Here is a 13,232-nt window from a genome sequence, read left to right as displayed (position 1 = left end):
ATTGATACCATGCCATAAAAGAAACCTTGAAATAGAAAATGTACCAACGTATGAAAATTGAAGTCGTCCCACTCCCAAAAAACAATAGGCACTTGAATTGCGCCTTCGCTTTCTATACGAGCGTATACCGTCGTGAGTTCATAGGGAAAAAGGTCAATGGGAAAAACAATATTTGGGTGTGAAATAAATTTATCATCTACGGCAACTTTGTCGCCACCATAAAAGTAGGATATAACTTGCTGATTGTTATTGATTACGTAGATATCGACATTATCAAGAATGGGATACGCGATTTCTAGTGCCCACTCTTGGTTGAGTACATTGTGGTTTTCTACCTGAAATTTTAACCAATAGGCATGGTTGGTAAAGCCAAAGTTAATCTCGTCATCTTTGTTCTTAGTCCAATTTTGAGAAGGGGACTGTATTTGTTCGATTCCGATGACATCGTCATCTTCTTGTAGGTACTCAATATGAGGTGCCACACGATAATTGCCATCATTTGCTAAGATTAACGGGCTAGCATTCACTGACATAACAGTGAGCAGCATGACAATGGAAGCTACAAAACTAAGCATGTTTGACCCGTTTATTCCCTCCTTATAGGCTAGATCAATGGCCTGATACGTCAAACAATAAGATGTCGAATGTCGTTGCTAGTACGCTATCTTTCATTAAGTTATTATCGACTCCCTTGGTGTTATCAATAAGAAAGCGTGCTGATATTGTACAAAAATGGCGCTTAATATGATGGCTGTAGTAGAGGCATTTTTAGTGGATAAAGTGAAATTGAGTCAATCTGTATAAATGATCAAACCCCATACCATGATGCGTATATTACTAGACGCTATTGAAAAATATTATTTTTAAATAGCCTATAATATATGCATTTGCAATCATGAGCCTAAGTGAGCGGCATATAAATTTGCAGGCCATCTCGGCCGCTATTTTTGACTGCATACAATGCTTCGTCAGCCTTGTTGCCAAGCCAAAGTGAGTACCGATTTTACTTCGGCCACACCAATGCTAACCGTTAGGCTGATTTTATTGTCTATACCATTAGGTTTGAAAAGATGCTCTCGCACTCGCTGTATAATGTAGCTGGCTTTTTCTCTTGCTTGATCTGTGTTGCAGTCACCTAATAAAATGATAAATTCTTCACCGCCAATACGAGCGACAAGATCATGCATGCGACAACAAGATTGGATTATCTCGGTAAATTCTATTAAACAAAAATCACCAACTTGATGGCCGTATTTATCATTTATTTTTTTAAAAAAGTCGATATCTAAAATCATCAAACAAATTTTCTTTTTCTGCCTATCTTCAAGACTAATTAATCGCTCTGCATTTTCGATAAAGCCTCGACGATTCATTATTCCCGTTAAAGGGTCACTAATGGCTAGGCTGGCCAGTTCTTGATTGCTGAGTTTAAGCGCAAGGGAGAGCTTTCTAAAGTGATAAATAATGACACTTAAATATGGCTAAAACAAAAAAACAAATTGCGATAATTATGATAATAAAAGAATAATTAAATTTTTCTGTATGTTTAAATAAAAACCCTTGAATGTTTGTATCCCCATCAACCATTCCAAGTTCCTGATAAAGGCTTGCTATATGTTGCCAGCGACCAGGGTTCATATGCCCTGTTTGCACAAGATCAGGTAGCACTGCTTTTCTAACTAAATTGGCTTCGTATAAAAGATGCTCCTTACTTTTATTTGGCGCATACTTTTTGGCAATAATATCAACAGATTCTTCAATATTATTTAAGGCATATTGCCAACCCTGTAAGCTTGCTTGTTTGAATCGTTTAACAAGACCTGGGTTGTGCTTAGCAATTTCTTTATGGGTGATGAGTACATCACTATAAAAGTTAATGCCATAATCCCTAGGTTTAATAAGATGAAAATCAATGTTTCTTTGTTTTAATAGGTAAGGCTCATTAGAGATATAGCCATTGTATGCATCTATTTTACCGCTGATTAAATCTTCGATATTAAAGCTAGTAGGTTTAATGTTCACACTATCGATGGGAATACTTTCTTGTTTGAGTAGCGCTAGCAATTCAGCATTGGCAGGCTTGGGCAATGTCATTAATGTGCGGCCAGGGAAATCTTGAACTATGCGTATATTATTTGATTTTAGTGTGATCCAGACCAAGGGAGAGACTTGGCTAATGGCTGCTAATGCGACAACAGGGTCACCTTGGATAAAATTTATGATCACAGACGAATTACTAATACCAAAATGAGCATTACCTTGAATGACCTCTGTAACCGAGTTAGGTGCACCTTTACCACCAGGCTTGATGTTAACTTGTATGTTTTGGTCCTTATAAAACCCTTTTTCTAATGCCATATAGTAACCAGCAAATTGAAATTGGTTATACCAGCGCAGCTGTAGATCAACCTCATCTGAGGCTTGTAGATATAGTGGATGCAATAGGAGGCAAGTTAGGATCGCAAACGTGAATCCAATCTTGGCGGTCATGGGCTGTGCCAGTTTGATAGGAATGATTACCAGTATAGATAACTAAACTTTTTTTATCGACTTTTGCGTCTGGTAGAGTGGATTAATTAGGATTAAAGACGTATTTGTCCATTTGTAATAGCGAATAGTTATTTGATAGTTATCTTTAAATAACGTTTTGTTATTTTTGCGGCGTTGTTGTATTTAGTGAGCAGAGGATGATTGTTCAATATTAGCGTTCGTATTATATAAAAGTAGTCGTATATCGATAAGCTGTGCAAGTCTTAATGCGCCATCTGACGCATGTACTGAGCAGAGATTTTTATCATTTTTTAAGTGTACTCATTAAATAGCCAAGTATTAAACTTGGCTATTTTTTACTTGTTACAGATACTTTAGCCGCGCTGGCGATTAAATAAATTGAACATCGTGTCTTTCTCTCGTAATAAAAACAGTGCGGCACACGCTGCCCACATTGGCCAAGCGGCAAAGAATAATAAACTTCCATTAAATGGGTCGAGGTATTTAGCAAATGCTGAAAATGTAGAAACGCTATGAATAATCAGTACAAAACCATAGGTAAATGTTTTTTTATAGCCGCTTAAGAATAGTAATAGTATTGCCATCTCAATCGCACCAATGACATACATGATGTTAAATTCGATGCCTTCTAAAAAGTAAAAGTGTGAAAAGACCTTTGCGGCATGGCCGGGGTTAATAAACTTATCCACTGTCCACATAAATATAACAAGAAAACAGTGAGCCTTAGTAACAGTAACGAAAGTTTAAGTTTGTTTTGGTCAGCCATGATTTATCCTCGGTAGGTGATGTGTATCAGAGCCATAGAGATCGAATGAGTTAAAAATAGTTGAGCCTCAGCCACCGCCGAGTAGTACGGCGATGGTTTATGCTTGATGGTACAAAATATTAAATGGTAACAGCATCCAGTGCTTGGCTAACATCTGCGATAATGTCATCAATATTTTCAATACCCACCGAGATGCGTACAAGGTCAGTACTAACGCCCGCTTTTGCGAGTTCTTCTTCATTCAACTGGCGGTGAGTAGTAGAGGCAGGGTGACAGGCAAGCGATTTTGCATCACCAATGTTAACTAAGCGTAGAATCATTTGCAGGGCATCAATGAACTGAGTGCCTGAAACTAAGCCACCCTTAATGCCAAAGCTTAAAATACCACTGGCCTTACCTTGAGTGATTTTTTTGCACGTATCAAAATACGGGCTGTTTTCTAGCGCCGCATAATTTACCCAGCTTATTTTTTCATGCTTGTTTAGATAAGCAGCCAATTTCTCTGCGTTTTCGCAGTGGCGCTCCATGCGTAAGCATAGGGTTTCTAAGCCTTGTAGAATCTGAAAAGAATTTAATGGGGATATGGCAGCACCTGTGTTACGCAGTGGCACAACGCGGCAGCGACCAATAAACGCAGCAGGGCCTAACGCTTCGGTGTAAACCACACCATGATATGACGGATCAGGCTCATTAAATACAGGGAAGCGCTTCTTATTGGCCACCCAATCAAACTTGCCAGAATCAACAATAGCACCACCAATAGAGGTGCCATGGCCACCAATGTATTTGGTTAATGAATGTACGACGATATCAGCCCCTAGCTCAAATGGGCGACATAGCACTGGGGTTGCGACGGTGTTGTCGACAATGACAGGCACGCCATGTTTATGTGCAATCTCAGCTAATTTGGTGATGTCGACAACATTACCAGCCGGGTTACCAATGGACTCGCAAAAAATAGCGCGGGTATTATCATCAATGGCACTTTCGAAGCCGGCATAATCGTCATGTGAGATTAAGCGTACATCAATACCTTGGTTTGGAAGTGAGTGGGCGAATAAATTATAAGTGCCACCGTATAGTTGGCTAGTGCTCACAATATTATCACCCGTTTTACACAAGCATTGGATGGCATAAGTAATGGCCGCCATACCAGATGCAACAGCCAATGCGCCGATACCACCTTCCATTGCTGCAATGCGCTGCTCTAAAACATCCGTTGTTGGGTTCATAATGCGGGTATAGATATTACCTGGCACTTTTAAATCAAATAAATCAGCACCATGCTGGGTATCATCAAAGGTATAAGATGTTGTTTGGTATATAGGCACAGCGGCCGATTTAGTGGTGGCTTCAGATGTATAGCCATGGTGTAGCGCTAACGATTCGAGCTTCATGAGAGATCCTTTAATAAGCGTAAATAAATACCTAACACGGGTATGGCGAACACTTTACTGTATTTTTATTAACATGTGCATGGCTAAAACTAATCAATGATACAATTATCAATATTTATATATTTTACGGGTGACCATTTTGAAGTTAAACAAACGATTATCTTCAGTCACAGTTAAGTTCTTATTGCCCTTGTTGATTGTAATACTTGCGGTGCAATGGATTATTCCTGCCATTGGTATTCATTTTGTAAAAAAATGGTATGCCGAACAAGGTGATGACTATGAGCTGACAGTGGGCGAGTGGTCATTTGTTCCTTGGCAGGGGTTTATCAGCTTAGGAAAAGTGAAATTTCGCTCTGGTGAAACGTTATCTGTTATTAAAGAGCTTAAGATAAATGTTGGGGTCATGGACTTATTGCAACGTAAAGTAACCATAGAAACACTCTATTTTGATGGCTTACAGTTAAATATAAATAATGGAAAAAAAGGGTTTAGCGCTGTTGGCCTATCGTCAGATTCATTGATGAGGGATACTGCTGAAACAAATGAGGATAACCAAGAAAAAAGTATTGAGAGTCATTCAGAGCAAGCATCGGAAATTTGGGATATTGAAATTCAAAACATTGAATTAATAAATCATCGTATTGGGTTTGCACAACCTGATGTGAATATATCGCTTGAAATCAATGACATCAATATAACAGGTAAAGTAGGTTCTCATAATTTGATGATCGATAGCCAAGTATCATTACAAACCTTGTCATTAAGCGACCAAAAAATTGAGCTAGCACAGCCACTCGTATTAAAATTAAAGGGTGAGTTGATTGATCCATTTTCACAGGCGAAATTTAAAGGTGATTTACAGCTTAGCGCGGCTAAGTTCAATACGCCTTGGGTCTCTCCTGCTGGGTTTGACCAATTAGCATTATCTGGCTTAGATGTCTCATTGTCACAGCAGTCGCTTGAGACATTGGAATTAACCGGGTTGGTTGTAGGTAAGCAGTTACTTAAATTAAAGCAATATAAAATCAACGACCTATCATTTGAAAAAAACAAACTGATGACAGGCTTGCATGAATGGGCAGGCCTAGCGTCAATTATTAATTTGGATGAGCAAGGTAATATTGCAGGATTAACGCTTCCATCAGCCAACGCTGGTAATACAGATACGAGTCAAAACGCAGAAAAAATAGAAACAGAAGATGTAGCTACTCAAGATACGCTAGACCACGCGAATGAATTTGAGTTGGCAATATTAAAAATTGAACAGGCGGATAACGATGTGAGTACGGTGCATGCTATTAACAAGCATGTTAATCCGAATTTAAATATCATGTTTAAAATTAATGAATTTTTTGTCAGTGATATTAATAATCAAAACCAACCGATGAATATTCATTTTCTAAGCCAAACCGATGAATATAGCCGAGTCAGTCTAGATGCAAAAGCGGCATTCGATTCTAGCCTAAGTGGTGATGTGTCGTTGAATATCCGTCAGTTTGATTTGATTTCATTAAGTGGGTACGTTGAAAAAGCAATTGGCTATCATGTTAACCAAGGTCAATTAACGTTACTCATGGGCTTGAATATTAATAAAGGAAAATTAGCAGGTGACGGTAAGTTAAAGATCCTTAATAGTAACTTGCAGCCTTCAGATCAAGCCACGATGAATAAAATTAGTAAGCAAATATCCATGCCCATTGAGACCGCACTATCTTTAATTAAAGACGATAGTAATAATATAGAAATGAGTATTCCTATTACAGGTGATATGAATGCCCCTGATTTTGGTGTAGATGATCTGGTTGCTCAAATTAGTAGAAAAGCATTAACAGCCGCGACATTGCATTATGTGAAGCAAGCCATTTTTCCTTATGGATTATTAGTGAGTGTGGCAGGCTATGTAGGTGATGAGCTATTTGCTATTTCATTAACGCCACTAGAATATAATGGTGAAGAGTTTGATGATGAACAAAGTAAATACCTAAATAAGGTAGCAGGCTTAATGCTAGAGAAAAGCACCTTGCAACTAAGAGTGTGTGCACAAGTGAGTCAGAAGGATGCCGACAATGAAGACTGGTATGCCCCTGCGTTAGATAAGGCCAATAAAATTAAGCGTTATATTGTTAAGCAAGACCCCGAGCTTGCTGGGCGCATTGTGCTTTGTCAGCCTAAGATTGATGAAAAAACTCAAATTAAGATGGGATTTTAATGGCTGAAATCGTCGAAAATCTTGCAGTGTACTTACTGTAGTATGGGCGCTATGAATAGAGTCAAATTGTTTGAATCATACATATTGATCATTGATGATCATCCGATCTATTTGGATGGTCTTGAGATGCTATTATCGCATACACTAAATGCCACTAAAGTGCTTAAAGCTCGTAACCTAGATGAAGCTAACGCATTGTTGAATGCAGGCGTTCAGTTAGATTTGATCCTGTTGGATATTCAACTTAACAAAATGAGTGGTTTTGACTTATGTGAACTTGATTTATATAAGAATCAAGCCATTGCGATCTTGTCGGCATCAGAAAATCAAAAAGATATTATTCAAGCTAAGAAATTAGGTCTTTTGGGCTTTTTAAATAAGGCTTGTGAAAAAGATAAACTCATTTCTGATATACAAGCCTTATTACAGGGTAATTGTGTGTTCCCTGAAATCATACCGTATATTGCTTTAACCCCAAGGCAGCAAGATGTATTGAATCTACTGGCGCAAGGCTATCCTAATAAAACAATTTGTAATCAATTGAAATTAAGTGAAGCGACGGTTAAAACGCATCTTCGGGCATTATTTAATATTTTTGATGTCCATACTCGTACACAGTGTGTCAACGTAGCACGAGATGAAAACCTTATTTAAACTTAAGTAATATGGACCTTAAGCGTGATAATGAAACGGGTTTTGGCAAATAATGGCTTTTGTTATTTTGGCAGAAACGAATAAGATCTTCATTACTACGTGACGAAATCAAAATACTATTTATATTATGCTGATGAGTATGACCAATAATCGTCTCTCCGCAGCCATCTGATAAATCCCAGTCAGTAATGACACAATGCCATTGTTGCTTCTCTATGATGCTCATAGCGTGCTGTAAACCATTAGCGCATATGACGTTATGGCCCCAGTTTATTAATGATTTCTTTATGTCTTCTAATACATCAGGATTATCATCAACTAACAAAATAGCGTTCGATAATGGATTTTCATGCTCTATGTTATTTTTTGAGATTACATCGCTCAATGGTATCGTCATTGTAAATTCAGTATGATTTAGGTGGCTATTGAATTGTAATGAGAGCCCTAGTTTTTGACAAAACTGATATACAATGGCTAAGCCTAACCCTAATCCATTTTTGGATTCTTCTCCTTTTATAAATTCACGATACATATTCTTTTGTGTTGTCTCTGGAATGCCCTTTCCATTGTCGGTAATACTTAAAGTGACACAGTTATCTTCAAGATTACTTTTGATATCAATGTTACTTGCATCACTATGCTGGATAATATTTTCAATTAAATTATGAATAATACGGCTTAATAGTGTTATATCGCTTTTTATATGACAAGCGTGTATGTCTAGGTTTAGATTGATATTATGCTGTTTTAATCGAGGTATGAAAGCTTGTGTGTTTTGAGTGAGTAAGTTTACTAATGAACTGACGCTTATTTTTGGTTGAATAAGATTTAGATTTATTTTTGAAATATCCATCATTTGAGTGAACATGGCATTCAGTATATCTGCGCTGTGATTCAAATTTTTAATATATATGTCATTGGGTTTCTGCTGTTGTAAATTTTGTGCGATGAGTGTCAAGCCTTGTAATGGCTGGCGAATGTCATGGCTAGCAGATGCTAAATATTTATTCCGCTGTTTGATGGACTTTAACGTATCATTATGATGAATGTCTAGTATGCGTTTACGTAAAAAATTAGCCCGTTGATTATGTTCTGTTACATAAGCGCCAATGGCGGCCGATATGAAAACAATACTTAAAAACAAAACATTATTTATATATTCGTTAAAGTTTAAATAAAGAAAAGGCTCTGTGATCGCATACATAAAAACCATGAATATATTGATACTAAAAGCCACATAGAAGGGCATTGCCATTATAAAAAAAGCATACATCATAATAATCATCAAACCTTCGTAAGGCAGATTAATACCCTGAGTATGTGATAACCAAATAATATAGATAACACTTAAACTTGATATTATTAATGTTGTGCAATAGACCCATAAATAATATTTAGGTGGTTTAAAATATAGCCAAAGCGTTGTGGTTATTATAATTGGCAGTACAATAAATAGACGAATGATAGACGTATGTAGCGCAACATCAGGGCTAAGGGTAAACCAGTCTAATATAGTAAATACAATAATGAATATGGCGGCCGAAATACCGATAGGCAGTACGCGATTTAAAATACGTTGACGAATGAATCCCCTAAATTCATGTTCAAGTGCAGGAGGAAAAATAAGCCAAGGGAAACCCTTGGCGATGGTGCTTTTTATCATTGATAGTTTATCCATAGTTGAATTTTGCCTATGAAAAAACCATCTCTCAAGTAAAGCTTTATCTATTTGTGTTGTTCAGCCAGTTGCCATGCTTGAATCATGCTGTATTCCTCGGCTGTAAAGACTTGCAAGGCGAGTGAGTCGATTTCGTGCTGCTGTGTTTGCTTATCGAAACCTTGGCTTACGATACGTTGTTTCTCTTGAGCAAAATGATTGTACTTTCGTTTGATAGCATATTGGCGTTCGTAGTCACTGACGATTGCCTGTGCGTGTTCGCTGTCGAAATGTTCAAATGCAAATTGACTGAGCGCTTCAATGCTTGGCTCTTGAGATAATAAATCACTATAAGCCTGCATTGCCTTGGCTTGTTTTTCTTGATGATTCAGGATGCTGGCCATTTCTTCTGGTAGTTGTGATTTTGCTAAATCTTTAATTTGCTGGCGTTCTTCATCACTTAAAGTCTCATCTAAATCGCTTTTCATGTTAGCGAGTGTGTATTGTGCGTAGGCTTCATCATCGACAAATAATGCGTGTGCTATCTCTTCACCTAGATGGACGCGGCGTAAGTTATATAATGTTTGCAGGCCTTGTTCTAATTTTTCATAACGATAATGAGCATCGTATTGTGAGCGTTCAGCGTTGATGGGTTGTGCTAGCTCATCAAAATTGGCTTCTTTAAATGCTAGATAGTTTTTAAGTATATCCATTGCTTGGTGCGCCGCTGACGCTGGTAATGCATGATAAAGATGTAAGCGTATCCGTTGTAATGCTTGCTCAGGTGTCACTTGTCCCACACTGCTTAAAAAATAATCCATGAAAGCTTTCAGTTCGGTATCGATAATTAAATTACCTTGTTCATTTACTCGAATGAGTCCGGCAATTTGGGTATCTTTACTGTCTTGTGAAAAGGGCGTTTGTAAGTGACTAAAATCAAGCGGTTCTTCATGCATGTTTTCTAAAATGGTTTGAGCCCCTCGTAAGGGGTTTTGGTTATGTGTGATATCATTTTGCGAATGCAATGTAATGTCATTATGGAATGCATATGCAACGATTAGCAGAAAAGCTGTACTTATACCGACAACATATTTCATAAGTCTGACCTTTATTGTTATTTTCAATACGACGTTTGCACATCCTTGTGCGTCGCTTATATTGTAAAGATTAAAGGCCTTTGCCTTTCAAACGGTTTGCATGCTTGGTATAAAGCGATACTGGGTTTGTCCAGCCATTTGCTCCTAATACATGATTAATCGCATCGACATGGTTCATATGGTAACTATCACCAATAACTTGACCAAAGTAAGTGGCACATACACCAACTAAACCATCACTTTTTTCATTACCAAATACTTTTGATGTTAGATATAAAAATGGATCAGAAATATCTAATAAGTTAGTAGTGGCATCATTACCTGTCCACGAAAATAGTTTGATACTCTGGCCATGCACATTGTGTGTTTCGGAGCTTTTAGCACAATAGCTGGATGTGTTAATTCCCCAAGGACTGTAATTATTAATTTCAGTTGTGCCAGCCGTGGTTAATGTTTCGAGTGCCGCCACTGAATTTTGGCTCAGGTTTTGACCATTCGATGAAATAGCATCAATGATACTACCTACAGCATTAGCAACGGTGGCAACGGTGGTTTCTGTAACTGAACTCGCAGGTATTGCACCACGTAAAAAGTCGGCGACTTTTGAGCCTTTGTTTACCCCATTAATCGATGTGATGGATGCAATATAATTACGTGAATCCCCATAGTTTAATAAAATACGCGAGGTAGGCGACCCTTGTGAGTGGGCCATAATATTGACTTTTCCACTGCCGTATTTTTGAGCACAGCTTTTTACTTGTGGGGCTAGTGTTGCTGCACGATCAAAGCTAGAAGCAAAACTACTAACCGCCGTGACGCATACTTTTGCACCGTCTTTTGTCAGGTTGTAAGGTATGTTGTAAAAATAATCGACAATGTTACCTAGGCTGTCCCAGCCGGTAACACCATGAACTAACATGATTGGATGTTTTGTTTTGGTATATCCCCACCAGGCCAAGCTGGAATGAGAGAATAACACCAATAAAAAGGCACTTAGCCCAAAGGTGATTGCACGCATTTTTTTCTCCACTTTTTATTTTTATATATGAGCCATGTGTTTTTACACTGTAAAAACAGAATAAGATGTTATGCCAAGTATTGGATGCGAGATATCATCCATATGGTCTGGTCTGGATACGACAGGGTATTTTTAAGGGCTTATTTTGATGAATAAATCTTGAGGGAATTTATAAAAATGTGAGGCGGTTCGCAGATAAATTTATAATCCAACACTGGAATAATATTTTATGCTTAGTTTATTATTTTAAATTTTTTACTGCCAAATATTTGGCTAAACTTTACTTCTCTATCAATAAAATATTGGGTAATATTTTCTTTTAGGATATTGGACATATCTGATTTAACCCAGATAGCGATTCTGGCATGTTCAGGTAGCGACTTAACGAATGAAAAGCGTTTTTTCACTGCGCCCGGTTGTAATGTTAAAAAAGGCTTGGCTCCAATAACCGTATTAATCTCTTTTCTAAAACAGGCTTCAACAATTAAAAAATAATTATCAAATGTTGAAATATTCATAGTGTCAGACTGTTCTGAAAAAAAATGTTTAACTGAATAATGAGCAGCAGAATGACGCAGTACTGCGATTTTATTGGGTGAGTTTTTGGGAATAGGGTTGTCGTTAAACTGATACATGTTGATGGTTAAGAGGCTGGAAACTAATTGCTTATAGCCATGACGAACTAAATGACGATTAACTTCGTCTGAATACCCCCAAAGCAATAAGTCGAAAGGGTTATCATCAATGGCTTGTTCGATATCTTCTATTGTTGGTCCGCCGCTAAAATTAACGGGTTGATTGATATTCGATGAAAAGTCATGAAAGATTGTTTTTACGCGTTCTAAGGTTACTTTATCACTGAAGATACCTTGAAAGAAAAAGCTGAAATCTTGCGAATCATTCGCCCAAGAAGATAAAGACGTTAATACGACAGCAGTGAAAAGGCACGATTGAAAGAATCTAAATAATGTCATTTTTTAAATAGTATCACGTCAGTCAGTAAATCGGTTTCAGGATGGTCACCTGGGTGATTCCAGTAACGTTCAATGCCCATGGGTTTGTTTTGAATTTTCATTTTCTGATGTCGGCTGGCTGTAATGGCTAAAGCCCATGCATTGCCCATGAAGCGATAGGCACCTTTGTGTTGCACCACAAATGTGTCGCACGCTTCAAGTGTGTCGCAAACAAAAGGAGGCTCTATATCAATAGAATGTGCCACAGGAAAGCAGGTAAAAAATTCAGATTCAGTTGTGCTTTTATCCATATACTCATATAGGCAAAAAAGTGGGCCATCGATGGATAAACGGTTGGCCTCAAAGTAAGCATTTAATCTTGCCATGTGGCTTTGCATAGCCTGTCCAATTTTTGGAATAGTGGCGCGTCCTTTTAATGCAATGTAATGCACTTTAGGCTGATGGTGTTCGCCAATTATTGAAGGGGTGCTTAGCACGGATCCGGTTTCCAATTGGCTTTGAAGCATGAGCAAGCCGCGATCGTAATCCATGGTAATCCAGTTTTTTATCATGCTTTTCATGAATATCAAGTACCAGGGCAATTGACTTGTCATAATCCATGTCAGCACACTGCTGTTGCCACTTTGCAGTATTTCGAAACGCACTCGTGCTTTTGAGGGGAAGGGGCGTAAAATTTCTAAGGCCATGTCTAGGCTGACGGTATCTCTATCGATGAGAAGCATGGAGCCAGCTCCGATCATGTCGCCATTCCAGCTATAACCCGCGCCTATTTGCTTTTGCTCGCCATAGTATTCTACGGGGCAGCTTGGCTCTAAAATGAGCCAGGGGGACCAAGTCGGCCAGTTTGTAAAGTCAGACAGGTATTCGATGATATCCGCGCATGGTGCCTTGATTGTTGTGCTGCGACGCACTTCGTAGCGGAACATGATCACTCCCCATTAAATGG

12 protein-coding genes are annotated in these 13,232 nt (G+C 38.1%); 2 read left to right on the top strand and 10 right to left on the bottom strand.

Annotated elements, in window-relative coordinates; all coding sequences use genetic code 11:
• The 5 genes from ACU6U9_RS23660 to ACU6U9_RS23640 all read right to left on the bottom strand — a co-directional run.
• The coding region (locus ACU6U9_RS23660) for a 7TMR-DISMED2 domain-containing protein (RefSeq protein WP_446737307.1) at positions 1-575 on the bottom strand (575 nt) is incomplete at its 3' end.
• A gap of 393 nt (positions 576-968) precedes the next feature.
• Positions 969-1,397, bottom strand: coding sequence for a GGDEF domain-containing protein (locus tag ACU6U9_RS23655; RefSeq protein ID WP_446737308.1), 429 nt, complete (start codon positions 1,395-1,397; stop codon positions 969-971).
• Between the two features lie 52 nt (positions 1,398-1,449).
• Positions 1,450-2,490 (bottom strand): ABC transporter substrate-binding protein, encoded by a 1,041-nt coding sequence (locus ACU6U9_RS23650; RefSeq protein WP_446737306.1) that lies wholly within the window; start codon positions 2,488-2,490, stop codon positions 1,450-1,452.
• 374 nt (positions 2,491-2,864) lie between these two features.
• Positions 2,865-3,200 (bottom strand): hypothetical protein, encoded by a 336-nt coding sequence (locus ACU6U9_RS23645; RefSeq protein WP_446733986.1) that lies wholly within the window; start codon positions 3,198-3,200, stop codon positions 2,865-2,867.
• A 196-nt stretch (positions 3,201-3,396) separates the two neighbouring features.
• Entirely contained in the window at positions 3,397-4,674 is a 1,278-nt protein-coding gene (locus ACU6U9_RS23640; RefSeq protein ID WP_446733985.1) for an O-acetylhomoserine aminocarboxypropyltransferase/cysteine synthase family protein, read from the bottom strand.
• A 139-nt stretch (positions 4,675-4,813) separates the two neighbouring features.
• Between ACU6U9_RS23640 and ACU6U9_RS23635 the strand changes: the two genes are divergently transcribed.
• The gene (locus tag ACU6U9_RS23635) at positions 4,814-6,886 is read left to right on the top strand and encodes a DUF748 domain-containing protein (protein WP_446737305.1); all 2,073 of its coding nucleotides are present in this window, start codon (positions 4,814-4,816) and stop codon (positions 6,884-6,886) included.
• Between the two features lie 51 nt (positions 6,887-6,937).
• Positions 6,938-7,540, top strand: a complete 603-nt coding sequence (locus ACU6U9_RS23630) for a response regulator transcription factor (protein WP_446733982.1) — start codon at positions 6,938-6,940, stop codon at positions 7,538-7,540.
• On the opposite strand, the gene ACU6U9_RS23625 is transcribed toward ACU6U9_RS23630, so the two are convergent.
• The 5 genes from ACU6U9_RS23625 to ACU6U9_RS23605 form a co-directional block, all read right to left on the bottom strand.
• Entirely contained in the window at positions 7,533-9,218 is a 1,686-nt protein-coding gene (locus ACU6U9_RS23625) for an ATP-binding response regulator (protein ID WP_446733981.1), read from the bottom strand. The genes ACU6U9_RS23630 and ACU6U9_RS23625 overlap by 8 nt on opposite strands.
• 47 nt (positions 9,219-9,265) lie before the next feature.
• Complete coding sequence (locus ACU6U9_RS23620; protein ID WP_446733980.1) at positions 9,266-10,294, bottom strand: lipase secretion chaperone; 1,029 nt, start codon at positions 10,292-10,294, stop codon at positions 9,266-9,268.
• Positions 10,295-10,364: 70 nt separating this feature from the next.
• The gene (locus tag ACU6U9_RS23615) at positions 10,365-11,312 is read right to left on the bottom strand and encodes a lipase family alpha/beta hydrolase (protein WP_446733979.1); all 948 of its coding nucleotides are present in this window, start codon (positions 11,310-11,312) and stop codon (positions 10,365-10,367) included.
• A gap of 233 nt (positions 11,313-11,545) precedes the next feature.
• Entirely contained in the window at positions 11,546-12,286 is a 741-nt protein-coding gene (locus tag ACU6U9_RS23610) for a hypothetical protein (protein WP_446733978.1), read from the bottom strand.
• Positions 12,283-13,212, bottom strand: a complete 930-nt coding sequence (locus ACU6U9_RS23605) for an SRPBCC family protein (protein ID WP_446733977.1) — start codon at positions 13,210-13,212, stop codon at positions 12,283-12,285. Before ACU6U9_RS23605 ends, ACU6U9_RS23610 begins: the two co-directional genes overlap by 4 nt.
• Between the last annotated feature and the right edge of the window lie 20 nt (positions 13,213-13,232).

The organism is Pseudomonas sp. HK3, assembly GCF_052920985.1.
The sequence above is the reverse complement of the archived record's forward strand: the minus strand, read 5'-3'. Positions and strand labels throughout refer to the sequence as shown.

What these genes read in the sequence shown, in the direction of transcription:
- ACU6U9_RS23650 (WP_446737306.1), bottom strand. Translation starts at nt 2,490, where the DNA reads ATGACCGCCAAGATTGGATTCACGTTTGCGATCCTAACTTGCCTCCTA.
- ACU6U9_RS23640 (WP_446733985.1), bottom strand. Translation starts at nt 4,674, where the DNA reads ATGAAGCTCGAATCGTTAGCGCTACACCATGGCTATACATCTGAAGCC.
- ACU6U9_RS23630 (WP_446733982.1), top strand. Translation starts at nt 6,938, where the DNA reads ATGAATAGAGTCAAATTGTTTGAATCATACATATTGATCATTGATGAT.
- ACU6U9_RS23625 (WP_446733981.1), bottom strand. Translation starts at nt 9,218, where the DNA reads ATGGATAAACTATCAATGATAAAAAGCACCATCGCCAAGGGTTTCCCT.
- ACU6U9_RS23620 (WP_446733980.1), bottom strand. Translation starts at nt 10,294, where the DNA reads ATGAAATATGTTGTCGGTATAAGTACAGCTTTTCTGCTAATCGTTGCA.
- ACU6U9_RS23615 (WP_446733979.1), bottom strand. Translation starts at nt 11,312, where the DNA reads ATGCGTGCAATCACCTTTGGGCTAAGTGCCTTTTTATTGGTGTTATTC.
- ACU6U9_RS23610 (WP_446733978.1), bottom strand. Translation starts at nt 12,286, where the DNA reads ATGACATTATTTAGATTCTTTCAATCGTGCCTTTTCACTGCTGTCGTA.
- ACU6U9_RS23605 (WP_446733977.1), bottom strand. Translation starts at nt 13,212, where the DNA reads ATGTTCCGCTACGAAGTGCGTCGCAGCACAACAATCAAGGCACCATGC.